We start from the raw sequence: 23,466 nt of genomic DNA on the forward strand, positions 1-23,466 counted from the left end.
GCAACGGTCCGGGCGGCTCATGGACTCCTTTACACATCTAGGAGGTGCCCATGGGGGATCGCAAGGAGGCTCGGGAGACTCGGGACGACGAGTTCCAGAGCTTCGTCATCGGCCGCTGGCCGCGGCTGATGCGGACGGCATTTCTTCTTACGGGGGAGCAGCACGCCGCGGAGGACCTGGTCCAGTCGACGTTGGAGCAGGTCTTCGTGGCCTGGCGCAAGGTCGGCTCGGCGGACGATCCGGAGGCGTACGTACGGCGCGTGATGATCAACGCGCACGCACGCAAACACCGCAGACGGCTCAAGGAGTTCCTCGCCCCGAAGGACGACTCGGGACTGGTGCGCGAGATCGCCGACACCGGTGACCGCATCGCCCAGGCCGAGGACCGCAACGCCCTGCTGAAGGCGCTGGCCCAACTGCCCGCGAGGCAGCGGGAGGCGGTGGTGCTGCGGTACTGGGAGGACCTCACCGAGACACAGACGGCACAGGCGATGGGCTGTTCCGTCGGCGCGGTGAAGAGCAACGCGGCCAAGGGGATCGCGAAACTCCGCGCCATACCAGGACTCGCCGAGACGGTGACACAGGGAGGGCGGAAGCGATGAGCGAGGACCGGGAGACGAACCACACGATGACGGACAGAGACATCGCCCTCCTGCTGGCCGACGCGGCGGACGAGGTCGAGATCGGCATAGCCCCCTACCAGGCGGTGATCCGCGGCGGCCGCAGGCGCCGGGCCCGCCGCTGGGCACTTGCCACGGCCGCGGCACTGGTGATCACGGGCACGTCGGGCACGCTGGCCCTGGCCGGGCTGCGTGATGGGAACGGCGTGGAGGTGACACCCGCGGTGACCCAGAAACCGACCCGGCCCTCGACACCGGAGGAGCGGCATGTGTACGAGCCGCAGCGGACGGCGTTGGCCATGGGCACCTACCGCGACAAGCCGTGGCGGGCAGCCATCGAGGTGTGGGGGGCACCGCGCGACAAGGCCGAGGCGGACAAGCAGCTGGCCGCCATGACCGAACTGGGCCTCGAACCCCCGGACGGCCACACGGCCGCCGCCCTGATCGGCAAGACCTCCTTCTTCGTGACCCGGGCCTACGGTGACGCCCGCCCGCAGCAGGTCATGTTCAACTCGGTCACCAAGCTGGAGCCCCTGGTGAGCACGGACATGGAAGCCGCCGCGACCCGCCTGGGAACAGGCGCGGAGACCTCCGACCGCCTGGTCGTCGGCGAGATCGCCAAGACCGCGCAACACGTGACCTGCCACTGGAAGGACGGCACCTCGACGGTGGCCGGCAAGATCAACGCGAACTACGACATCTACACCGAGGCTCCGGTGATCCGCTCGGTGGCCGGCTATCCGGGGGCCAACTGGTTCGTGTGCGTGGCTCCGGCGGGGACGAGCTATGAGTCGGCGGAGGTGACGGCGGCGGACTAGCGACGCCGAAAAGTGCGGCCGGCGCAGCCGGGGCTGCCGTACTGGCGGCCCTCGGGCGGGGTCTCGACACGTTTGCGCGCCGTCCCCGGAGTGCCGCCCTTCCGGCACCAACTCCAGCCCTGCACAAGGTTGTTGACGGACTCCGCGCAAGGGTGCCGGATCGGCGCCGACCTGGGCTTTCGGCCCGCCCGCTCCTACGATCGACGCTTCGGAGAGGGGGGCCGGATGGACCGGAACCGGCGCGGGCGGGACATCCGCACGATCGACGACGTACTCCGGCTTCTGGACGGGCTGTTCGCGCCGGATGCCGATCGTTGGAGTTCCCGGGGTGCCTCCTGGTGGGACGGCTTCTATGCCGACCGTGACAAACCGGTGCCGTTCTTCGTCGCGAAGCCGGACGAGAGTCTGGTCGGGCATCTGGACCGGGGGCTGATACCCGGGGGCGGCCGTGCCCTGGACCTGGGGTGCGGTCCGGGGCGCAACGCTCTTGAACTGGCCGCGCGGGGCTTCGAGGTGGACGGGGTGGATCTGTCGCCGGCCGCTGTCGCGTGGGCGGAGGAGAGAGCCCGTGACTCGGGGGTTCGAGTCCGGTTCCACTGCGGGGACGCGTTCGCCCTTGTCGCCACCGAACTCCCCGGTCCCTACGACCTCGTCTACGACTCCGGCTGCTTCCACCACCTGCCCCCGCACCGGCGCATCAGCTACCTCGCCCTGCTGGACCAGGTCCTCGCCCCCGGCGGCCACTTCGCGCTCACCTGCTTCGCGGCGGGAGGGATGGGCTCGGAGCTGCCCGACGCCGAGCTCTACGGCGGCTCGGGTCTGGAGGGCGGACTGGCCTATACGGACGACGAGTTGCGGTGGATCTTCGGGGAGTTGGAGGTGGTCGAGCTGCGGCGGATGCGTGACGAGGCGGTCGAATCCCCGTGTTTCGGGGAGGACTTCCTCTGGACGGCGTTGTTCCGCCGAGCCCCGAGGGCGTAGGGCGCGCTACAGCCACCCCTGCTGGCGAGCCTCCCGCATGGCCTCCATGCGGTTGCGGGTGGCTGTTTTGCCGATGGCCGAGGAGAGGTAGTTGCGGACGGTGGACTCGGAGAGGTGGAGTTTTGACGCGATGTCGGAGACCGTCGCGCCGTCGACCGAGGCGTTGAGGACGTCGCACTCGCGGGCGGTCAGCGGGTTCGGGCCGGCGCTCAGGGCGGCGGCGGCCAGGGCCGGGTCGATGACCGTCTCGCCGGTGAGGACGCGGCGGATCGCGGCGGCCAGGTCCTCGACCGGGCCGTCCTTCACCAGGAAGCCGGCCGCGCCCGCCTCCATCGCCCGGCGGAGATAGCCGGGGCGGCCGAAGGTGGTGAGGATCAACACCCGGCAGTCGGGGGCCTGTTCGCGGAGTTCGGCGGCGGCGTCCAGGCCGCTCATGCCGGGCAGCTCGATGTCCAGGAGGGCGACATCGGGGCGGTGGATCAGGGCGGCGTCCACGATCGCGTCGCCCCGCCCGACCTGGGCGACGACCTCCAGGTCCGCCTCCATGCCGAGCAGCAGGGCGAGGGCGCCGCGCATCATGCCCTGGTCCTCGGCGAGCAGCACTCTGACGGACTTGGCGGGCCGGTGGTCCCGGGGCATCTCATCCACGGGGCAAGCGTAAGGCCCGGGGCGGTTATCAAAAACTCTTCATTGTTCGCGTCCGCGAGTCTTGACGGTCTTCGGCTGCGGGCAAACAATCGCCTCGGCATTCCGCCGGCATCCTGGAATTCCCCGAACAGAGCCGTTTTCGGAAAACTTTCGACAGTTCGACATTTCGATCGCGAATGGGGTCGGCATTTCGATCGAACGACGTTCGGTATATCGACCCGTCTGCCTGTCTGTCCGTCTGCCCACCCGTTCCTCCTCCGGATGCCGGCCACCCGCACCGCCCTACCAGGAACAGAAAAAGAGGTGCACCGTGTTCTTGAGACTCCTCCGCACTCGGCCGCGCCGGCTGAGAAACGCCACCCTGGCCGCCCTGTCGGCGCTCGTGACCGTCCTCGCACTCGCCGTCGGCGTTCCGCAGGCGTCGGCCGCCTCCTCGCTCCCGTGCGACATCTACGCCACCGCCGGGACACCGTGCGTCGCCGCGCACAGCCTCGTCCGCGCGCTCTACTCGTCGTACAACGGCTCGCTGTACCAGGTGCAGCGCGCCTCCGACAGCGCCACCGCGAACATCGGGCTGCTGGCCGCCGGGGGATACGCCAACGCGGCGGCCCAGGACTCGTTCTGTTCCGGTACGACGTGCATCATCACCAAGATCTACGACCAGTCCGCGCGCCACAACGACCTCACGATCGAGGGCGCGGGCGGGGCAGGTGTGGCCGATGTCGGGGCGCCCGCGGACGCCCTCCCGGTGACCGTGGGCGGGCATCAGGTCTACGGCCTGGAGATCTCGGCCGGGATGGGCTATCGCGACAACTCCACCTCGGGCGTGGCGACGAACGGCGCCGCCGAGGGGATGTACATGGTGACCTCGGGCACGCACGTCAACGGCAGTTGCTGCTTCGACTACGGCAACGCCGAGACCAACAACCAGGACACCGGCAACGGGCACATGGACGCGATCAACTTCGGCACGGAGTGCTGGTTCGCGCCCTGCTACGGCAGTGGTCCCTGGGTGCAGGCCGACCTGGAGAACGGGCTGTTCCAGTCGGACTCCGGGTACAGCAAGAACACGGCGAACACCGGCACCGGAGCGATGCCTTTCGTCACCGCTTTGCTGAAAAACAACGGTCAGGACCATTTCGCGCTGAAATACGGAAACGCGCAGTCGGGCAGTCTCACGACCACCTATTCCGGGGGTGAGCCCACCACGAGCGGTTACTCGCCCATGCACCAGGAGGGCGCGATCGTCCTCGGCACCGGCGGTGACAACAGCAACGGCTCCATCGGCTCGTTCTTCGAGGGCGTCATGACGGCCGGCATCCCGACGGATGCCGCCGACGACTCCGTACAGGCCAACATCGTCTCCGTCGGCTACGGCGGCTCGACCGGCACCACCGGCACGCTCGCGGCCGGTTCGGAGATCTCGCTGCGGGCGACCACCTCGTGCTGCACGGCCGACTACGTCCGCCACCAGAACAACGCGGCGGTCATCTCGGCCATCACATCGAGCAGTTCGACGCTCGACAAGGGCGACGCCACCTGGATCGTCCGCAGGGGCCTGGCCGACAGCTCCTGCTACTCCTTCGAGTCGCGGAACTACCCCGGCGACTTCCTGCGGCACTACAACTACCAGCTCTACCGCCAACCCATGGTCGGGACAGCGCAGTTCAGACAGGACGCCACGTTCTGCGCCTCGACCGGCAAGAGCGGCACGGGCACCTCGTTCGCGTCGTACAACTACCCGACCAGATACCTCCGGCACTACAACTACAACGTCTACATAGCGAGCGACGGCGGCTCGAACGCCTTCGACAGCGCCACCTCGTGGACGGACGACGTGAGTTGGGTCGTCACGGCTCCCTGGGCGCCGTAGTCCCCGTCGTAGTCACCACGTGAGACGTCAAGTCCGCCTGCTCCACCGGGAGTTCGGCGGTCACCGTGAAACCGCCGCGCGGCGACGGGCCGGCCCGCAGGGAGCCGCCCGCCGCCGCGAGGCGTTCGGTGAGGCCCGTCAGGCCGGTTCCGCCGATGCCCTCGGCGGGTCCGGTCTCCGGCTCTGCGTCCCCCGAGCCGTCGTCGGCGACCGTCAGACGGACGCGGTCCAGGACGCCGTCGAGGGTGATCTCGCAGCGGAGCGCGTCGCTGTGCCGTACGACGTTGGTGACCGCCTCGCGGACCACCCAGCCGAGCAGGGCCTCGGTCCCCGGGGTCAGCGGCGGGCCCGACCGGCGGACCACCGGCTCGATGTCGGCGGAGGTCAGGGCGGAGCGGGCGCGGTCCAGCTCGGTGTCGAGGCTGCCCTCGCGGTAGCCGGTGACGGCCTCGCGGATCTCGGTGAGCGCCTGCCGGCCCACGGCCTCGATGTCGGTGATCTGGCCGAGCGCGGCCTCCATGTCACGGGGCGCGAGGCGCCGGGCCGCCTCCGACTTCACCACGATCACCGAGAGGGTGTGCCCGAGCAGGTCGTGCAGGTCGCGGGAGAACCGCAGCCGTTCCTTCTCGACCGCGCGGCGGGCCAACTCCTCGCGGGCGGCGCGCAGTTCGCGTACGGCTTCGGAGAGGGAGAGGATCGCGGCGGTGACCATCGTCGACAGGAAGGTGCCGTAGGCGACGTTGATCGCGTCCCAGCCCGCCCGGTAGACGGAGACCGCCGCCGCGAGCGCGGTCAGCGCAAGGCCGACCTGGCCGAGGCGCGGGCCGCGTACGACGGCTCCCGTGGCGAGGCCGAGCAGCGGGAAGAAGTACAGCCAGCTGCCGCCGTAGCCGAGGGCGAGGCCGCAGGTGATCAGGCCCATCAGGACCAGTGCGACCCGGGTCGAGACCGCCGCGCGCGTCTCCTTCACGAAGGCGCGGAACACGACATAGATGTAGAGGGAGTTGAAGGCGAGCAGGCCCAGACCGCCGATCCAGGGGTTGGAGGTCTTGCCCTGGAGGAGGTTGGAGAAGGAGCCCATGCCCATGAGCAGCCACGGCAGCAGCGTGAAGCCGGTCGGCGGTGGACCCGGGTTCTCGGGCCACTCTCCCTTCCGGCGCGCCTCCTTCTGCGCGACCTTGAACTCCGCCATGTCGGCGCGCCACTGGGTTCGCGCCGCCCGCCAGGCGCGTACCTGGCACCTGATCCCTCGCATCCAGGTCATCTCTCCCGCTCCCCCGGTCACACGGTCCGCCCGGTCCGGCGGTACGCCAGCACAGCGTACGAACCGAACGCGAGCAGCCAGGCCGTCAGCACCACGATCGCGCCGAGCGCGGGGGCGTGCCCGTCGGCGACGGAGGTGCCGAGCTGGGCGAAGCGGTTGGTGGGCGTGTATGTCGAGATCGCGCGCAGCCAGCCGGGGAACAGGCTGATCGGGAACCACAGGCCGCCGATCACCGCGAGCCCCAGGTTGCAGGCCATGTTGGCGACGCCGGTGGTCTGCGAGGTGAGGCCGTAGCCGTTGCCGAGGCCGAGCAGGGTGAAGGGTACCGAGCCCAGCCACAGCAGCAGCGCGATCGTCGCCCACTGCCACGCGTCGAGTCGTACGCCGTTGACCAGACCGCCCGCCGCGAGCACCGCGACGATCGCCGGCAGCACGGTCACCGAGCCGGTCAGTGCCCGCCCCAGCACGACCTGGCGCGGGGTCATCGGCGTCACCCGCAACTGCCGCAGCCAGCCGATCGCCCGGTCCTCGGCGACCCCGCCCCCGGTGTTGAGCGCGGAGCCGACAGCGCCGTAGGCGGCCATGCCGACCATCGCCGTGGCCTTGTAGCCGCTGTCGTCGCCCCCGAGGTTCGTGAACAGCAGGTACATCATCACGGGCATCGCGATCCCGCCGATCACGAACCCGATGTCACGCAGGGTCCGGCGGACTTCGAGGCGCAGGTAGTCGATCATCGGACGGTCTCCGTGTCCTTCAGGGTTGCCGGGGTGGCTTCGAGGTGTGGGCAGTCGCGCATCACACCGACTCCAACTCACGTGCCGTCAGCGCCAGGAACGCGTCGTCCAGCGACGCCGGCGCGACCTCGAGGCCGTGGATCGCGTCCAGGTCCGCCAGGGCGCGTACGGTCGCGTCGGAGTCGTCGGTGCGCAACAGGGCGCGGTCGCCGCGGACTTCGAGGGTGCGTACGCCGGGCAGCTGGGCCAGGCCCTTCGTGGGGCGGCCCGCCAGGTCGATGGAGACGAGGCTGCCGCCGGCCGCCCGCTTGAGCTGTTCGCCGGTGCCGTCGGCGACGATCCGGCCGCGGTCGATGACCACGATCCGGTCGGCGTGCGCGTCGGCCTCCTCCAGGTAGTGCGTGGAGAACAGGACCGTGTGGCCGCGCCGCGCGAAGCCCCGCATCGACTGCCAGAACGCGTGCCGCGCCTCCACGTCCAGCGCGGCGGTCGGCTCGTCCAGCACGATCAGTGAGGGGTTGCCCGCCAGCGCCACGGCGAACCGCACCCGCTGCGTCTGCCCGCCCGACAGCCGGTCCACCCGCCGCCCGGCCAGCTCGCCGATCCCGGCCAGCGCCAGGGCCCGCGCGACGGGCATCGGTGCCGGATAGCGCCGGGCGACGAACGCGACCAGCTCACCGACGGTGACCCGGGGCACCGCCCGCGCCTCCTGGAGCATCGCCCCGACCAGGCCGCCGCGTACGGCCGACTCCGGTGCCGCGCCGAAGAGTTCGACCGTGCCGGCGTCGGGCGTGTTCAGCCCGAGCAGCAGCGAGATCGCCGTCGACTTGCCCGCGCCGTTGCGCCCCAGCAGCGCGACCGTCTCCCCGCGCCCGATCTCCAGGTCCACCCCGTCCACGGCACGCACCGCGCCGAAGGTCTTGACCGCCCCCGCGAAGGACACCGCGCGCTCTGTCCCACCTGTCTGTGTCATGGGTACGACGCTACGAAGCCGCACCCCTCGCGCGGCAGATGCGCTTGTACGGACTCGGGCAGGACAAATGTCACCGGTCCCCAGCCGCGGCACCCGGACCTGACACAGTGTCAGGAGCCTTCACAACTGCGGGACGCTCGGCTATACAAGGGTCGCCGGACTGGAACGCGTTCTAGGTCGGCCCGTGACGACCTCGGTGCGGCCGACGGTGCGGACGGCCGCACCGAGGTCTTCGACCACCGGCGATCAGGAGCCCCATGCCCATCGACGCAGCCCTGGCCCTCGCGGCCGAACCCCGGACCGGCGAGATCTCCTGGAACACCAAGGACGTGCAGCTCTACCACCTCGGCCTCGGCGCGGGCACCCCGGCGACCGACCCCGACGAGCTGCGCTACACCCTGGAGTCCCGGCTGCACGTCCTGCCGAGCTTCGCCACCGTCGCGGGCAACGGATCGCCCGGCGTGATCAGCGGCCTGTCCATGCCCGGCATCGAGGTCGACCTCGCCCGCGTCCTGCACGGCGGCCAGTCCCTGCGCCTGCACCGGCCCATCCCGGCCCAGGGCACCGCGACCAGTACCGGCAACATCGCCGCCGTCTACGACAAGGGCAAGGCGGCCGTCCTCGTCATGCGCACCGAAGTCGCCGACGCCGACGGCCCGTTGTGGACCAACGACGCCCAGATCTTCGTACGGGGTGAGGGCGGCTGGGGCGGCGACCGCGGGCCCTCCACTCGCCTCGAACCGCCGACAGGCGCTCCGGACAAGGTGGTCGAGCGGCACATCCGCGAGGACCAGGCCCTCCTCTACCGCCTCTCCGGAGACTGGAACCCGCTGCACGCCGACCCCGAGTTCGCCAAGGTCGCCGGGTTCGACCGGCCCATCCTGCACGGCCTGTGCACCTACGGCATGACGCTCAAGGCCGTCGTCGACACCCTGCTCGACGGCGATGTGACCCGGGTGCGCGGCTACGACACCCGGTTCGCCGGAGTCGTCTTCCCAGGCGAGACGCTGCGCATCCGCATGTGGCGCCTCGGCGACACCGAGGTGCGGGTCGCGGTGAGCGCCGTCGAGCGGGACGACGCACCCGTCCTCGCCGATACGACCGTCGAACACTCCTGAACCAGGCCCGAGTTGAGCAGAGTCGAGGGGAGCGCCCCATGCGCGCAGCCGTACTGCACGAGATAGGCCAGGACAAACTGGAAGTCCTCGACGACGTCGAGGCGACGGGCTTCGGGCCCGGCCGGGTCAGGATCCGGGTGCGCGCCACGGGGCTGTGCCACTCGGACCTGTCCGCGATGGCCGGCGTACTGCCGCAGCCGGCACCGTTCGTGCCCGGCCACGAGGGCGCCGGCGAGATCCTCGAAGTCGGCGAGGGCGTCGGCCACTTGAAGCCCGGCGACCGGGTCGTCGTCTGCTGGCTGCCGGCCTGCGGTGTGTGCGCCGCCTGCAAGCGCGGCCAGACCCAGCTGTGTCTGGCCGGCTTCATGAACGCGGGCACCCCCAACTTCAAGCGCCCCGGCGGCGATGTGTTCGGCTTCGCGGGCACCGGCACCTTCGCCGAGGAGGTCGTCGTCGACGCGGGCTGCGCCGTCCCGATCCCCGACGACGTGCCGTTCGACATCGCCGCCCTCATCGGCTGCGGCGTCACCACCGGACTCGGCGCCGCCCTCAACACCGCCGACGTGGAGGCCGGTTCGTCGGTCGCCGTGATCGGCTGCGGGGGCGTCGGCATCTCCGCGATCCAGGGCGCCCGGCTCAAGGGCGCCGCCGAGATCGTCGCCGTCGACCCGGTCGCCTCGCGCCGCGAGTCCGCGCTCAAGTTCGGTGCCACCAGGGCCGTTTCACCGGACGAGCTGCCCGCCGCCAAGCAGGAGGTCACCGCCGGCGAGGGCTTCGACTACGTCTTCGAGGTCGTCGGCCGCTCCGCCACCGCCCGCACCGCCTACGAGAACACCCGGCGCGGCGGCACCCTGGTCATCGTCGGCGCGGGCGCCCTCGACGACTTCCTCCAACTCAACATGTTCGAGCTGTTCTTCGACGAGAAGCGCATCCTGCCCTCGATGTACGGCGGGGGAGACGTGCTGCGTTCCTACGAGCGCACGATCGCGCTGTGGCGGGCGGGCCGCGTCGACCTGGAGGGCCTGATCACCCACCGGGTGCCGCTCGCCGACATCAACGAGGCCCTGGACCAGATGCGTTCGGGGACGGCCCTGCGCACGTGCATCGAGATCTGAGGGCCCCTCTTCCACTGAAAGGACCTTGATGTCACTGCCACTTGAGGGCCTGGTCGCGATCGTCACAGGGGCCGGCCGCGGGCTCGGCCGGGCCGAGGCGCTCGAACTCGCCCGGCTCGGTGCGGCCGTGGTCGTCAACGACTACGGCCAGCCCGGCCGGGACGGCTCCGGCGAGGCCTCCGCGGGCCCCGCCGAACAGGTCGCCGCCGAGATCCGTGATGCGGGCGGCCGGGCCGTCGCCCACACCGGTGACGTGGCCGACACCCAACAGGCGAGCCAGCTGGTCGAGTTGGCGATCGAGGAACTCGGCGGGCTCGACATCCTCGTCAACAACGCGGGCATCCTCCGTGACCGCATGGTCTTCTCCATGACGGAGGGCGAGTGGGACTCGGTGATCCGGGTCCACCTCAAGGGCCACTTCAACACGACCCACTTCGCGTCCGCGCACTGGCGCCGCCGCTCCAAGGAGACGGGCGCTCCGGTGTACGGCCGGATCGTGAACACCTCGTCCGAGGCGTTCCTCGCCGGCTCCGCCGGACAGCCCAACTACGCGGCGGCGAAAGGCGGAATCGTCGGCCTTACCACCTCCACCGCGCTCGCCCTCGCCAAGTACGGCGTCACCGCGAACGCCATCTGCCCGCGCGCCCGCACCCGGATGACCGAGGACGTCTTCGCCGGTTTCCAGGAACCCGAGGACGGCCTCGACCCGCTCGCCCCCGAGCATGTCGCCCCGCTCGTCGGCTACTTGGCCTCACCCGCCGCCGCCCGGATCAACGGACAGCTGCTCGTGGTCCACGGGGGCATGGTCGCGATCGTCGAACGCCCGCATGTGCAGGCCAAGTTCGACAGCAAGCAGGACACCTTCACCTACGACGAGCTGGACGCCGTACTCACTCCGCACTACGCGAGGCGACCGGCCGAGGAGACGTTCGCGGCGGCCGAGGTGCTCGGGCTCAAGCGGGAGACGGGCACCGCATGAGAAACGGCCCCGCCCGTCCGAGGACGGGCGGGGCCGTGCGGTGCAAGGTGCCTGACGTACCGTCAGGCGTTCGCGTACTCGGACTGCTCGGACGGCTTGCGGTGACGGCCGTGGGCGGCAGCGTCGCCGTCCTGCGCCGAGACCGGGCCCCGGTGCCTGCCGTGGCCGGAGGTGTCCTGCGTGTCGGCGGACATCGTCTGTGCGGTGCTCGTGTCGTTCATCGGAAACTTCACCCCGTAGTAACAAGATCCTTCATACAGCTCGGCGATCTTATCCAGCCGTTCCGGGGCCGACGCGAGGCGGACCGCCGTCCGGAACGACTTCGTTACCGAGCCGCACCACTTTGTTACCCGACCGCCACCCGGCCTTTGAGCGGCGCCTCCCGCAACGGCACCGGACGCGGTGCGACCGGCACCGGAGGATCCGGTTCGGACGGCTGTGACGGCTCCGGCGCGGCCTCCCCAGGCGCGCCCACCGTCCCGTCCCGAACCGGATCCCCCGGGCGTGTTTCCCCCGTACCCCCGGTTTCCCCCGTTACCCCAGGGGTCCCCCCGACCCCCGGGCCCCCGATGCCCCCGTTGTCCCCCGCCCCCCTGGGCACCGCGAACCGCACCACACCGCACGGCACTTCCCGTGTGGCGTAAGGCAGTTGCAGCACCCCGTCCTCGCTCCACAGCCCGGCACCCGCCAACCACCCCTCGGGCGCCGGGAGTTGGAGCAGCTGCCGGTCCGTGGGCCGCCATACGCCGAGCCAGCTGCCGGCCGGCCCGTCGATGCGCAGCGCCACCCCGCAGTTCTCCGGCATCAGCACCTGCCCCGGCTGGATCGCGAACGGCGTCACCGTGCAGTCCGGCACCCGCAGGCACTCCGGGAACCGCACCGGCAGCGTGGAGCCGATCACCCCCCAGCCCAGCCGCTCCTCCCGCCCGGGCGACGGCGCGTCCGAGCGGATGAGCAGCAGCCCGCTGTCGGGATCGGCCGCCAGCAGCCGGTCGTCGCTGTCCGCGGCGATCTGGAGGAGGGGCGACACCTCACCGTCCCGCTCCAGATCCACCACGATCGCCTTGGTCCGCCCGCCGACCTCCCGGTCCAGCGCCAGCATCCGCCCGGCCCGGTCCAGCCAGACCCCGCCCGAACAGCGCCCCGGGACCATCGCGAGATGCTCGGGCCCGAAGGCACCCCCCGCCACCAGCCACACGGCCGTCGACCGCCGGCCCACGGCGAGGGCGTACGCCTTCTCGCCGCCCGGCGCGGGCGGCAGCAGCCGCAGCCGGGTGTCCGGGTCCGGGCACTCGATCGCGCCGAGCGGCAGCTCACCGGTGCCCGGGCCGGTCGGGTAGAGCAGCGAGAACGTGTGCCGCCCGTCGACCAGCCGCCGGATGAGCACCCGCCCGTCGCCCATCGGCTGCACCTCGCTGCCGGGCTCCTCCGGCTGGTTGCCGGGCAGCGGCACGGCGTACGGCTCGGGGCCGTCCAGGGTCCACCGCTCCGGGAACAGACAGTCGCCGGCCGGCGCGAGGCGGGCCGCGTACGCCCCGTCAGCGGTGATCACACACTCGGTGCCATCGATCTGCGTCTCCCCGCACTCGTCCCCGTCCTCGTCCGCCGCCGTGGGCTCGATCGCACAGGCCGTCATGGTTCGGTCACCTCCGGCGACGAAACTAGTTTTCGTACGTACGGACGTGGGACCGATGAGCAGCCTCATCACACATAAGGGTGGCCAAGTAACGATTCGCCTGAGGAAACCGGGGCCGGTGTGCTGAACGGGACCGTAGGCCGTCTACGGCCGCTTCAGCGGTTCAGCCCCACAGTGCGGCCAGGTAGCCTTTGCCCGTGCCCCGTCAGCCCGTATCCCGCCAGTCCGCACCCCGCCTGTCCGAAGTCGTCGCCGCGCTGGAGAACCTGTGGCCCGCCGAACGGGCCGAGTCCTGGGACGCGGTCGGCACGGTCGTGGGCGACTCGGACCAGGACGTCACGCGCGTGCTGTTCGCCGTGGACCCGGTCCAGGAGATCGTCGACGAGGCGGTGAAGCTGGGCGCCGACCTCCTGGTCACCCACCACCCCCTCTACCTGCGCGGTACGACCACGGTCGCGGCCTCCACCTTCAAGGGCCGCGTGGTGCACACCCTGATCAAGCACGACATCGCGCTGCACGTCGCCCACACCAACGCCGACCGCGCCGACCCGGGAGTCTCCGACGCCCTCGCGGGCGCGCTCGACCTGCGTGTCGTACGACCCCTCGTGCCGGACCCCACCGACCCGGACGGCCGCCGGGGCCTCGGCCGGGTCTGCGAGCTGGACCACCCGCTCACCGTGCGCGAACTCGCGGCCCGCGCCGCCGAGCGCCTCCCCGCCACCGCGCAGGGCATCCGCGTCGCCGGCGACCCCGACGCCCTGGTCCGCACGGTCGCCGTCAGCGGCGGCTCCGGCGACAGCCTCTTCGACGACGTACGCGCGGCGGGCGTCGACGCGTTCCTGACCGCCGACCTTCGCCACCACCCGGTGTCCGAGGCCCGCGCCCACAGTCCTCTCGCGCTGCTCGACGCGGCGCACTGGGCCACCGAGTGGCCCTGGTGCGAGCTGGCCGCCGCCCAGCTCGACGAGATCTCCGACCGCGAGGGATGGGGCCTTCGGGTCCACGTCTCCAAGACGGTCACCGACCCCTGGACCGCCCACGCGGCGTCCGCCGCCACACCTGACCCACTGGGAGCCCCCAACTGAACGCCGCGCCCGCCGACCAGATCCGACTTCTCGACGTCCAGGCCCTCGACGTACGCCTCCAGCAGCTCGCGCACAAGCGCAACTCGCTGCCCGAGCACGCCGAGATCGATGCGCTGACCAAGGACCTCACCCAGCTGCGCGACCTGCTCGTGGCCGTGCAGACCGAGGAGAGCGACTGCGCCCGCGAGCAGACCAAGGCCGAGCAGGACGTCGACCAGGTCCGCCAGCGCGCCACCCGCGACCAGCAGCGCCTCGACTCCGGTGCCGTCACCTCGCCCAAGGACCTGGAGAACCTCCAGCGCGAGATCGTCTCCCTCGCCAAGCGTCAGGGCGACCTGGAGGACATCGTCCTGGAGGTCATGGAGCGCCGTGAGTCCGCGCAGGAGCGCACCGCCGAACTGACCGAGCGCGTCGGCTCCGTCCAGGGCAGGATCGACGACGCGACCGCCCGCCGCGAGGCCGCCTACGAGACCCTCGACGCGGACGAGGCCAAGGCCGAGAAGGAGCGCGAGGTCGTCTCGGCCACCATCCCCGCGGACCTCCTCAAGCTCTACGACAAGCTCCGCCAGCAGCAGGGCGGCATCGGCGCGGCCAAGCTCTACCAGCGCACCTGCCAGGGCTGCCGCCAGGAACTCGCCATCACCGACATCAACGAGATCCGCGCGGCGGCCCCCGACACGGTGGTCCGCTGTGAGAACTGCCGCCGCATCCTGGTGCGCACGTCCGAGTCCGGTCTGTAAGGGGTTCACGGCGTGCGGGAGTTCATCGTCGAGGCGGACGGCGGTTCCCGGGGCAACCCGGGGCCGGCGGGCTACGGCAGCGTGGTCATCGACGCGACGACGGGGGAGACCCTGGTGGAGGCGGCCGAGTACATCGGCGTCGCCACGAACAACGTCGCCGAGTACCGAGGCCTGATCGCGGGCCTCCGCGCCGCCCACACCCTGGACCCCGCCGCCCAGATCCACGTCCGCATGGACTCCAAGCTCGTCGTGGAACAGATGTCGGGCCGTTGGAAGATCAAACACCCCGACATGAAGCCCTTGGCGGCGGAGGCGGGTTCGGTGTTTCCGGTGGACCGGGTGACGTACGAGTGGATTCCCCGGGAGAAGAACAAACACGCGGACAGACTGGCGAATGAGGCGATGGATGGGGCGCAGCCCATCCAGGGGCGCGGGGAACTGCGCGACCAGCCCCCACCGGCCCGCGCTATGACAACCGCGAACGCTGACGTCCGCGCCGCCCGCAACGTGGCCGCCCCCAGCCCGGGTTGGGCCCCCGCAGACATGGGCGCCCCCGCCACCTTCGTGCTCCTCCGCCACGGCGAAACCCCCCTAACCCCCCAGAAGCGCTTCTCGGGAAGCGGCGGCACCAACCCCTCCCTCTCACCCGTGGGCCAGGACCAAGCCGCCCGCGCGGCAACCGCGTTGGCGGCTCGCGGCACGATCCAGCACATCCTCGCGTCCCCCCTCACCCGCACCCGCGAGACCGCCGCGGCCGTAGCCGACCGTCTCGGCCTGGACGTGACGATCGAAGAGGGCCTGCGCGAAACGGACTTCGGCGCCTGGGAGGGCCTGACCTTCGGCGAGGTCAGGGAGCGCTACCCGGACGACCTGACGACATGGCTGGGCGACCCGACGGCCCAACCCACCGGCGGCGGCGAGAGTTTCGCGGCCACGGCGACCCGTATCGCCGCCACCCGTGACAAGCTGATCGCGGCCTACGCGGGCCGCACGGTCCTGCTCGTCACGCACGTCACGCCGATCAAGACGTTCGTCCAACTCGCCCTGGGCGCACCGCCGGAGGCCCTGTTCCGTATGGAACTCTCGGCGGCCTCGCTCTCCGCGGTGGCGTACTACGCGGACGGCAACGCGAGCGTACGGCTGTTCAACGACACGTCCCACCTGCGCTGAGCGCCGCCGCCTCGCGGGCCAGCGCCTCGATCCGCCCCCAGTCCCGCGCGGCCACCGCGTCCGCCGGGATCATCCAACTCCCGCCCACACAGCCGACGTTGGGCAGCGCCAGGTAGTCCGGCGCCGAGTCGATCCCTATCCCGCCGGTCGGACAGAACCGCGCCTGCGGCAACGGCCCGGCCAGCGACCTGAGATAGGCCGTGCCGCCCGCCGCCGCGGCCGGGAAGAACTTCATCTCCCGCACCCCGCGCTCCAGCAGCGCCACGACCTCCGACGTCGTGGACACCCCCGGCAGGAACGGCACCCCGGACCCCTGCATCGACTCCAGCAGCAGGTCCGTCCACCCGGGGCTCACCAGAAAACCGGCCCCCGCCGCCACCGCCTCCTTCACCTGCCCCGGAGTCAGTACGGTCCCGACCCCGACGACCGCCCCCGACACCTCGTCCGCGATGGCCCGCAGCGCGTCCAGCGCGGCCGGTGTCCGCAAGGTCACCTCGATCGCCGGCAGCCCCCCGGCGACCAGCGCCCGTGCGAGCGGTACGGCGTCGGCCGCGTCCTCGATGACGACGACGGGCAGGACGGGAGCGAGATCGAGCAGCGAGGAGGAAGCCATGGAAGCCATGGCCTCATCCTGCCGAGCGGAAGCATTGTGCGCAAAGGTCATTGCACACAATGCAACGCACCTTGGGAGTGCTCAGTGAATCTCGTCCACCAGCACATCCAGCGACCAGGCCCGCCCCGCCTGCCCGGGCGCCTCCGCCTCCACCTCGTACCCCAGCCCCCGCAACGCGTCCACCAGTTCGGCGGGCGTTCCGGGCGCGGCCGAGGCGCTCAGCAGACTCCGTACGATCCGCCCCTTCGTCGCCTTGTTGAAGTGGCTGACGACCTTCCGGGTCGGCGCGTGCAGCACCCGTACGGTCGCCGTCCGCCCGGCGACCTCGCCCTTCGGCTTCCAGGCCGCCGCGTACGCCGAGGACCGCAGATCCAGCACCAGCCCGCTCCCCGCGGCCTCCGGCAGCACGGCCGCCATCGGCGCCCGCCAGTGCGCGCCGAGCGCCCCGAGCCCTGGCAGCCGCACCCCCATCGAGCAGCGGTACGACGGGATCCGGTCCGTCACCCGCACCGCGCCCCACAGCCCGGAGAACACCAGCAGCGAGCGCGCGGCGCGCTTCTTCGCGGCCGTGTCCAGCGAGGCCAGGTCGAGGGCGTCGTAGAGGACACCCGTGTAGATCTCCCCGGCGGGGCGCGCGCCGGCGGTCCGCAGGTCGACGTTCTTCGTGATCTCGCCGCGCAGTCCCTCGCTCAGCCCGAGGACCTCGCGTGCCTTGTCCTCGTCGGCCGCGCACAGGTCGACGAGTTCGTCGAGTACGGCCGCGCGGGCGTCGGCGAGTCCCGGCAGCGACAGCGATTCCGGCTTGAGCGGGGCACCGCGGCCGGAGGAGGCCTTGCCTTCGGAGGGCGGCAGCAGGACGAGCACGGTGGGTTTCTCCTTACGGTGGGTGCTGCGCCAGCGTAAAGGGTGCGGCCGGGCGGATTGTGCCTACGCTCGTGTCATGCCCCGCCGCCGCATCCGGGTGACCGGCACCCCAGAAGCCCCGCTCCGCGCCGCCCTCACCGCGCTCCGCACCGAACTCGGCGTACCCGAGAGCTTCCCGCCGGAGGTACTGGCGGAGGCGGAACGGGCCGCCGCGGCGCCGCTGCCGCAGGTCCCGGACGTCACGGACCTCCCCTTCTTCACCGTCGACCCGCCCACGTCCATGGACCTCGACCAGGCGATGCACCTGTCCCGGCGGGGGACCGGCTTCCGGGTCCGGTACGCCATCGCCGACGTCGCCGCGTTCGTCGCCCCCGGCGGCGCGCTCGACGCGGAGGCCCACCGCCGCGTGACCACCCTCTACTTCCCCGACGAGAAGACCCCGCTGCACCCGCCCCTGCTCAGCGAGGGCGCCGCGAGTCTGCTGCCGGACACGACCCGGCCGGCGGTGCTGTGGACGATCGACCTGGACGCGGACGGCCGTACGGTCGCCGTCGACGTCCACCGGGCGCTGGTCCGCAGCCGGGCCAAGCTCGACTACGAGACCGTGCAGCGGCGGATCGACACGGGCACCGCCGAGGAACCGGTCGCGCTGCTCAAGGACATCGGCGAGGCGCGCGAACGCCTGGAGGTCGAGCGCGGCGGCATCTCCCTCAACGTGCCCGAGCAGGAGATCGTCGAGCGCGACCACACCTACGAACTCGCCTACCGCGCCCCACTCCCCGCCGACGGCTGGAACGCCCAGATCTCCCTGCTCACCGGCATGGCCGCCGCCGACCTGATGCTCAAGCACGGCACGGGCGTCCTGCGCACCCTGCCCGCCGCCCCGGACGGCGCCGTCGGCCGCCTCCACCGCACCGCACACGCCTTGCACATCGACTGGCCGCACCACGTGTCGTACGCGCAGCTGATCCGCTCCCTCGACCCGCACCTCTCGCACCACGCGGCCTTCCTCCAGGAGTGCACGGCCCTGCTGCGCGGCGCGGGCTACACGGTCTTCCGCGACGGCGACCTCCCGCCCATCACGACCCACGCGGCGGTGGCCGCTCCCTACACCCACTGCACGGCTCCGCTACGCCGCCTCGTCGACCGCTACGCCGCCGAGATCTGCCTCTCGCCCGCGTCCCCGCCCGCCTGGGTCCTGGCCGGTCTCGACGCGCTCCCCAAGCAGATGGCCGACGGCACCCGTCTCGCGGGCACGGTCGAGCGCGAGTGCGTCGACATCGTCGAGGCCGCACTGCTGAAGGACCGCGTCGGCGACCTCTTCGACGGCTATGTCGTCGACGTGGACGAACACCAACCCGCCGTGGGGAAGGTGCAGTTGGACTCTCCGGCCGTCGTCGCCCGCCTCGAAGGCGGTACGACTCCGCTGCCGCTGGGGGAGCGGCTGCGGGTCCGGCTCACACAGGCGGACCCGGGGACGTCGAAGGTACGGTTCGCGCCTGCCTGACCGCCGCTACGAGGGTGTCGGCGAGTTCTCCGATCCGCATGGGACCAGTGGAAACGCTGACGTTACGGCAGGGTCAAGCACCGGCCGGCGCGCCGAACCACAGCCGCAGCGCGTCGGTCGGATCGTTCTCGGCGCCGTCCGTGTCCGCCGCCCAGGCGGTGAACCCGTCGGGCCGCACCAGCAGCCCGGCGAGTTCCGGACGCCCGGGGCAGGAGGCGGTGAGCACGTCCACCACATCCTCGTAGCCGTCCGCGCGGGCCCGGAGTTTCGGGTCGTCGGCGAGGTCGAGGAGGAGGGCGCGGCCGTGGTGGAGGTGGTCGGCGAGGCGGGTGCCGTCGGCGAGTTCGAGGTCGGGGGCGCTGCGGCCGGTCAGCGGGTGGTCGCCGGGAAGGTCGTAGTGCTGCCAGACGCCGGAGATCCGCTTGACGAGATACGTCGTCCCGTCGACCGTCCCCGCGAGGTCGGTGACCACCGAGCGCAGGGCGCGGGAGTGCGGCTCGGGGCGCATCACGGCGATCTGGGCGCGCGTCCAGTCGAGCACCCAGGCGCCGATCGGATGCCGTTCCGCGGTGTAGGTGTCGAGCAGTTCGACCGGTGCCCGGCCGCGGACGACGAGGGCGAGCTTCCAGCCGAGGTTCATCGCGTCCCCGACACCGAGGTTGAGCCCCTGCCCGCCGAACGGCGAGTGGACGTGCGCCGCGTCGCCCGCGAGCAGCACCCGGCCCGCCCGATAAGTGTCCGCCTGACGGCAGTTGTCGGTGAACCGGGTCGAGGAGTGGACCTTCTGCACGGTGACGTCGACACCGGTCACCCGGCGCACGCTCGCCTGCAACTCCTCGGCCGTGACGGGGGATTGGCGGTCCTCGGGCGGTCCGTCGAACTCGACGGTGAGGATCCGTCCGGGCAACGGGCCGAAGGCGTACGTCCCCACGTCGGTGGTGTTCCAGCCGCCGCGCAGCGGTTCGGTGCCGGTCATGTCGGCGATGGCCTGGTAGCCGGTGATCTCCGGTGCGGTGCCCGGGAATTGGATCCCGCCGAGCTTGCGCACAAGGCTGCGGCCACCGTCGCAGCCGACCAGCCAGCCGGCCCGGACGGTGTACGGCGCGGAGCCGTCCGTCGGCGCGAGGCGGACCGTCACGCCCTCCTCGTCGGCGTCGAAGCCGGTCAGCTCGACCTGCCTGCGCACCTCGACGCCGAGTGCGTCGGCGTGCCGGCCGAGCAGCCGCTCCAGCGGGGCCTGCGGGACGAGTCCGACGCGGTCGACCGGGCCGAGGCCGGTGAAGGCCGGGTCCGACTCGTCGAGCAGATCGGCCCGCAGCATGATCCCGGAGAAGTGCCCGGCGAACTTCGGCGGCGGCACGGGGCTGCTGTCGCCGCCGCCCTGCGTCCGCCTGAACTCCTTGAAGCGGCTCATCGCCTCCTCGTGTATCGCGGTCAGCTCGGGCAGCAGTCCGCGCCGGTAAAGGGCCACGGTGGTCGTGGAGTTGAGGCCGCCGGCCTTGATCGTCTCGTCGACCTCGGCCAGCCGCTCCACGACCAGCACGCGGGCCCCGCCGAGGGTCAGCTCGGCGGCGAGCAGCAGGCCCACGGGGCCGGCTCCGGAGACGACGACGTCGTAGTTCGTGTCGGTGTTCTGAGTGTTCTCGGTGTCCATGGCTATGAGTGTAGTCACTAAAAAATTATGTTCGCTACACTGTTCTCATGAGCGAGGGTGAGCTCTCCCTGAGAGAGCGCAAGAAGCGGGCGACCCGGCAGCGGATCTCGAACGTGGCCACGGGCCTGTTCAAGGAGCGGGGCTTCGACGGGGTGTCGGTGGCGGAGGTGGCACGCGCAGCCGATGTCTCCACGATGACCGTCTTCAACTACTTCCCGCGCAAGGAGGACCTGTTCCTCGACCGCATCCCGGAGGCGGTCGAGGTGCTCAGCGGGGCCGTACGCCACCGCGCCCCGGACGAGACCCCGCTCGCCGCGCTGCGCCGCCTCACGCTCGAACTCCGCGACCAGCACCACCCGTTGGCCGGCCCCAACGACAACTTCCCGGCCTTCTGGCAGGTCGTGATCGACTCCCCGGCCCTGCGCGCCCGGGCCCGCGAGGGCCTGGAGGAGATCGAGACCGCCCTGTCCGACGCCCTCGCCGAGACCGCCCCGGACACCCCCGACCCCGCCCTGGCCGCGGCCCTGATCGTCGCCGCGTACCGCTCGGTCTACGTCACCACCGCGCGCCGACTGCTCGCCGGCGAACGCGGGGAGGCGACGGCCGAGGACCACCAGGACCGGATGAACGCGGCCTTCGACATCCTGGAGCGGGCGCTCACCCCGGCATGACACGGAACCCCGGAGCGTTGCACCCTGTGGAGGAAAGGGGGTGCGTCCGGTGAACGCACGCGAACAGGCCCTGTGGACGAGGGCGAGACTGGGCCACTGCGGCCCGCCGCTCGACCTCCTGACCGCCCGCTTCGACCGGCACGTGTACGCCCCGCACGCCCACGAGGAGTTCACGATCGGCGTCTGTGTCGACGGCTCCGAACTCATCGACTACCGCGGCGGCCACATCCGTACGACCCCCGGCTCCATCGTCGTACTCGCCCCCGGCGAAATGCACACCGGCGGCCCCGGCAGCCCCACCGCCGGCTACGCCTACCGCGCCCTCTACGCCGACCCGGCACTCCTGACCGACGGCACCCTCGGCGGCGTCCCGCACTTCCGCGAACCGCTCCTCGACGACGCCGAACTCGCCCGCGCGTTCCGCCTCGCGCACACCGAACTCAGCGTCTGCCCCGACCCGTTGGAGGCCGAGTCCCGCCTCCCGTGGCTGCTCACGGCGCTGGCCCGCCGCCACTCGACATCCCGCCCGGCACCGGACCTGCTGGTGGGCGCGGCCTGGGTGGCGCACGCGGTGCGGGACCGCTTGGCGGACGACCTGCTGACCCCGCCGTCGCTCTCCGCCCTGGCCGCGGACTTCGACCTGTCCCGCTACCAACTCCTCCGGGCCTTCCGTACGACGATGGGCATACCGCCGTACGCCTGGCTCGCCCAGTACCGGGTCACCCGGGCGCGCGGCCTGCTGGACGCGGGTGGGCGCCCCGCCGAGGTCGCGGCCCAGGTGGGCTTCGCGGACCAGGCGCATCTGACCCGCTGGTTCCGGCGGGTGCTCGGGGTGACCCCGGCGGCGTACCGCAACAGCGTTCAAGACGCCCGATGAGGGGACGGCGCATCCTCGCCGTATGACTGCACGCGGCTGGTTCCTGTTCTCCCTGATGGGAGTGGTGTGGGGCATCCCCTACCTGATGATCAAGGTGGCGGTGGACGCCCCGCTCTCCCCGTTCATGGTCGTCTTCACACGCTGCGCCCTGGGCGCCGTACTCCTGCTCCCCTTCGCCCTGCGACAGGGCGGCCTGACGCGTGTGGTCCGGTCGCACTGGCGCCCCATGCTGGCCTTCGCGTGCATCGAGATCATCGTCCCGTGGTTCACCCTGACGGACGCGGAACGGCACCTGTCGAGTTCTACGGCGGGCCTGCTGATCGCGGGCGTACCGATCGTGGGCGTGCTGATGGCGCGCTTCTTCGGCGACGCGGAGCGGCTGGGCGCGCGCCGGGTGGCGGGCCTGGCGCTCGGCCTGTCCGGGGTCACTGTCCTCACGGTCCCGCACCTGACGGGCGGCGACGCGCGCTCCCTGGCGGAGGTGCTGCTGACGGTGCTGGGCTACGCGACGGCGCCCCTGATAGCGGCGCGCTACCTGAAGGACGTCCCGACGCTCCAACTGACGGCGCCGTGCCTGGCGTTGGCGGCGCTGGTGTACGCCCCGGCGGCGGCGCTGACGTGGCCGTCCACCGTGCCCTCGGCTCAGGTGTTGACTTCCCTCGCCGGCCTGGGCGTGATCTGCACGGCGGTGGCGTTCGTGGCCTTCCTGGAACTCATCAAGGAGGTCGGCCCGACCCGTTCGACAGTGATCACGTACGTCAACCCGGCGGTCGCGGTGGCGGCGGGGGCGCTGTTCCTGGGGGAGGACCTGACGGTGGGCATCGGGGTGGCGTTCACGTTGATTCTGGCGGGGTCGGTGCTGGCTACGGCGGGGCCGGGTGGGGGCGGATCGGACGTCGGTCGGCGGGGCCGCGCCCGCCCGGTAGCATGGTCGACACGGCAGACGAGCCGGGCGGACGGCCGCGTGGAGTGCCCCTAGCGGGAACTCCCCGAGGAACGTCCGGGCTCCACAGGGCAGGGTGATGGCTAACGGCCACCCGGGGTGACCCGCGGGACAGTGCCACAGAAAACAGACCGCCGGGGATTTCGGTCTTCGGTAAGGGTGAAACGGTGGTGTAAGAGACCACCAGTGCCCAGGGTGACCTGGGCAGCTAGGTAAACCCCACCCGGAGCAAGGTCAAAAGGAGCCACTGTAAAAGGTGGCTCTGCGCGGACGTCCGAGGGCTGCCCGCCCGAGTCCGCGGGTAGACCGCACGAGGCCGGTGGCAACACCGGTCCTAGATGGATGGCCGTCGCCGGGAGGATCGTGAGGTCTTCCCGGAAACAGAACCCGGCGTACGGCCCGGCTCGTCTGCCTTTATGGCCCTGCCCGGAGAAAGTCCCTGAGGAGAGCCATTTCGAGTTTGGGGTCAAGTCCCCTGCTTGTGCCTGTGGTTTCCGGCATTTTCCTGTCTCACGTGTGTATGTACGTTTTGCGCCCGGTGTTCCGTGCGAAGCGGGGCGCTCGATCGTGACCACCTGGGTTT

Annotated in this window: 22 protein-coding genes, 1 other RNA gene and 1 pseudogene; 15 read left to right on the forward strand and 9 right to left on the reverse strand. The window is 71.4% G+C overall.

Annotated features, from left to right (window positions below; genetic code table 11):
• Positions 1–50 precede the first annotated feature (50 nt).
• From ACQHII_RS33620 to ACQHII_RS33630, 3 genes are all read left to right on the forward strand, one after another.
• Positions 51–602 (forward strand): SigE family RNA polymerase sigma factor, encoded by a 552-nt coding sequence (locus ACQHII_RS33620; RefSeq protein ID WP_427922797.1) that lies wholly within the window; start codon positions 51–53, stop codon positions 600–602.
• Positions 599–1,438, forward strand: coding sequence for a hypothetical protein (locus ACQHII_RS33625; RefSeq protein ID WP_427922798.1), 840 nt, complete (start codon positions 599–601; stop codon positions 1,436–1,438). Before ACQHII_RS33620 ends, ACQHII_RS33625 begins: the two co-directional genes overlap by 4 nt.
• A 225-nt stretch (positions 1,439–1,663) precedes the next feature.
• Positions 1,664–2,419, forward strand: coding sequence for a class I SAM-dependent methyltransferase (locus ACQHII_RS33630; RefSeq protein ID WP_427922799.1), 756 nt, complete (start codon positions 1,664–1,666; stop codon positions 2,417–2,419).
• Positions 2,420–2,425: 6 nt separating this feature from the next.
• Here ACQHII_RS33630 and ACQHII_RS33635 read toward each other — a convergent pair whose 3' ends face one another.
• The gene (locus tag ACQHII_RS33635) at positions 2,426–3,058 is read right to left on the reverse strand and encodes a response regulator (protein WP_427925470.1); all 633 of its coding nucleotides are present in this window, start codon (positions 3,056–3,058) and stop codon (positions 2,426–2,428) included.
• 319 nt (positions 3,059–3,377) lie between these two features.
• Here ACQHII_RS33635 and ACQHII_RS33640 point away from each other — a divergent pair, with 319 nt between their 5' ends.
• The gene (locus ACQHII_RS33640) at positions 3,378–4,940 is read left to right on the forward strand and encodes an alpha-L-arabinofuranosidase B (RefSeq protein WP_427922800.1); all 1,563 of its coding nucleotides are present in this window, start codon (positions 3,378–3,380) and stop codon (positions 4,938–4,940) included.
• Here ACQHII_RS33640 and ACQHII_RS33645 read toward each other — a convergent pair.
• The 3 genes from ACQHII_RS33645 to ACQHII_RS33655 all read right to left on the reverse strand — a co-directional run bounded on the left by ACQHII_RS33645 (position 4,918) and on the right by ACQHII_RS33655 (position 7,911).
• The gene (locus ACQHII_RS33645; protein ID WP_427922801.1) at positions 4,918–6,204 is read right to left on the reverse strand and encodes a sensor histidine kinase; all 1,287 of its coding nucleotides are present in this window, start codon (positions 6,202–6,204) and stop codon (positions 4,918–4,920) included. The two genes, ACQHII_RS33640 and ACQHII_RS33645, sit on opposite strands and share 23 nt — an antisense overlap.
• Positions 6,205–6,221: 17 nt before the next feature.
• Positions 6,222–6,938 (reverse strand): ABC transporter permease, encoded by a 717-nt coding sequence (locus ACQHII_RS33650; protein WP_427922802.1) that lies wholly within the window; start codon positions 6,936–6,938, stop codon positions 6,222–6,224.
• Positions 6,939–6,999: 61 nt separating this feature from the next.
• Positions 7,000–7,911, reverse strand: coding sequence for an ABC transporter ATP-binding protein (locus ACQHII_RS33655; RefSeq protein ID WP_427922803.1), 912 nt, complete (start codon positions 7,909–7,911; stop codon positions 7,000–7,002).
• 257 nt (positions 7,912–8,168) lie between these two features.
• Here ACQHII_RS33655 and ACQHII_RS33660 point away from each other — a divergent pair, with 257 nt between their 5' ends.
• The 3 genes from ACQHII_RS33660 to ACQHII_RS33670 are packed head-to-tail and all read left to right on the forward strand — an operon-like array spanning position 8,169 to position 11,123.
• Complete coding sequence (locus tag ACQHII_RS33660; protein ID WP_427922804.1) at positions 8,169–9,029, forward strand: MaoC/PaaZ C-terminal domain-containing protein; 861 nt, start codon at positions 8,169–8,171, stop codon at positions 9,027–9,029.
• 38 nt (positions 9,030–9,067) lie between these two features.
• Positions 9,068–10,144 carry a Zn-dependent alcohol dehydrogenase gene (locus ACQHII_RS33665; RefSeq protein ID WP_427922805.1) on the forward strand — a complete coding sequence of 359 codons (1,077 nt, stop codon included), beginning with the start codon at positions 9,068–9,070 and terminating at the stop codon, positions 10,142–10,144.
• A gap of 28 nt (positions 10,145–10,172) precedes the next feature.
• The gene (locus ACQHII_RS33670; RefSeq protein ID WP_427922806.1) at positions 10,173–11,123 is read left to right on the forward strand and encodes a 3-oxoacyl-ACP reductase; all 951 of its coding nucleotides are present in this window, start codon (positions 10,173–10,175) and stop codon (positions 11,121–11,123) included.
• 62 nt (positions 11,124–11,185) lie between these two features.
• Here ACQHII_RS33670 and ACQHII_RS33675 read toward each other — a convergent pair whose 3' ends face one another.
• Together ACQHII_RS33675 and ACQHII_RS33680 are read right to left on the reverse strand one after the other, a co-directional pair.
• On the reverse strand, positions 11,186–11,344 hold the full coding sequence (locus ACQHII_RS33675; protein ID WP_427922807.1) for a hypothetical protein: 159 nt from the start codon (positions 11,342–11,344) through the stop codon (positions 11,186–11,188).
• Positions 11,345–11,469: 125 nt separating this feature from the next.
• Positions 11,470–12,759 (reverse strand): hypothetical protein, encoded by a 1,290-nt coding sequence (locus ACQHII_RS33680; RefSeq protein ID WP_427922808.1) that lies wholly within the window; start codon positions 12,757–12,759, stop codon positions 11,470–11,472.
• Between the two features lie 197 nt (positions 12,760–12,956).
• On the opposite strand from ACQHII_RS33680, the gene ACQHII_RS33685 reads away from it, so the two are divergent.
• Genes ACQHII_RS33685 through ACQHII_RS33695 form a run of 3 tightly spaced genes read left to right on the forward strand, consistent with a single transcriptional unit; the run spans position 12,957 to position 15,754 of the window.
• The gene (locus tag ACQHII_RS33685) at positions 12,957–13,844 is read left to right on the forward strand and encodes a Nif3-like dinuclear metal center hexameric protein (protein ID WP_427922809.1); all 888 of its coding nucleotides are present in this window, start codon (positions 12,957–12,959) and stop codon (positions 13,842–13,844) included.
• Positions 13,841–14,584 carry a zinc ribbon domain-containing protein gene (locus tag ACQHII_RS33690; RefSeq protein ID WP_427925471.1) on the forward strand — a complete coding sequence of 248 codons (744 nt, stop codon included), beginning with the start codon at positions 13,841–13,843 and terminating at the stop codon, positions 14,582–14,584. The genes ACQHII_RS33685 and ACQHII_RS33690 overlap by 4 nt, the downstream gene beginning before the upstream one ends.
• Positions 14,585–14,596: 12 nt before the next feature.
• On the forward strand, positions 14,597–15,754 hold the full coding sequence (locus tag ACQHII_RS33695; RefSeq protein WP_427922810.1) for a bifunctional RNase H/acid phosphatase: 1,158 nt from the start codon (positions 14,597–14,599) through the stop codon (positions 15,752–15,754).
• Here ACQHII_RS33695 and eda read toward each other — a convergent pair.
• Positions 15,729–16,376 (reverse strand): bifunctional 4-hydroxy-2-oxoglutarate aldolase/2-dehydro-3-deoxy-phosphogluconate aldolase, encoded by a 648-nt coding sequence (gene eda / locus ACQHII_RS33700; RefSeq protein ID WP_427922811.1) that lies wholly within the window; start codon positions 16,374–16,376, stop codon positions 15,729–15,731. The genes ACQHII_RS33695 and eda overlap by 26 nt on opposite strands.
• A 72-nt stretch (positions 16,377–16,448) precedes the next feature.
• Positions 16,449–17,231 carry a peroxide stress protein YaaA gene (gene yaaA / locus ACQHII_RS33705; protein ID WP_427922812.1) on the reverse strand — a complete coding sequence of 261 codons (783 nt, stop codon included), beginning with the start codon at positions 17,229–17,231 and terminating at the stop codon, positions 16,449–16,451.
• A 76-nt stretch (positions 17,232–17,307) separates the two neighbouring features.
• Here yaaA and ACQHII_RS33710 point away from each other — a divergent pair, with 76 nt between their 5' ends.
• Positions 17,308–18,738: an RNB domain-containing ribonuclease gene (locus ACQHII_RS33710; protein ID WP_427922813.1), complete on the forward strand. Its 1,431-nt coding sequence runs from the start codon at positions 17,308–17,310 to the stop codon at positions 18,736–18,738.
• A gap of 73 nt (positions 18,739–18,811) precedes the next feature.
• Here ACQHII_RS33710 and ACQHII_RS33715 read toward each other — a convergent pair whose 3' ends face one another.
• Positions 18,812–20,392, reverse strand: coding sequence for an FAD-dependent monooxygenase (locus ACQHII_RS33715; protein ID WP_427922814.1), 1,581 nt, complete (start codon positions 20,390–20,392; stop codon positions 18,812–18,814).
• A 47-nt stretch (positions 20,393–20,439) separates the two neighbouring features.
• Between ACQHII_RS33715 and ACQHII_RS33720 the strand changes: the two genes are divergently transcribed.
• The 4 genes and pseudogenes from ACQHII_RS33720 (at position 20,440) to rnpB (ending at position 23,294) form a co-directional block, all read left to right on the forward strand.
• Positions 20,440–21,063, forward strand: a complete 624-nt coding sequence (locus tag ACQHII_RS33720; protein WP_427922815.1) for a TetR/AcrR family transcriptional regulator — start codon at positions 20,440–20,442, stop codon at positions 21,061–21,063.
• A 49-nt stretch (positions 21,064–21,112) separates the two neighbouring features.
• Positions 21,113–21,940, forward strand: a complete 828-nt coding sequence (locus tag ACQHII_RS33725) for an AraC family transcriptional regulator (RefSeq protein ID WP_427922816.1) — start codon at positions 21,113–21,115, stop codon at positions 21,938–21,940.
• Between the two features lie 22 nt (positions 21,941–21,962).
• Positions 21,963–22,745, forward strand: a pseudogene (locus ACQHII_RS33730) (DMT family transporter); the annotation flags it as partial.
• Between the two features lie 139 nt (positions 22,746–22,884).
• An RNA gene (rnpB, locus tag ACQHII_RS33735) (RNase P RNA component class A) lies at positions 22,885–23,294 on the forward strand.
• The last annotated feature ends 172 nt before the right edge of the window (positions 23,295–23,466 follow it).

Source organism: Streptomyces sp. cg40 (genome assembly GCF_050320165.1).
Classification (GTDB): Bacteria; Actinomycetota; Actinomycetes; order Streptomycetales; family Streptomycetaceae; genus Streptomyces; species Streptomyces hokutonensis.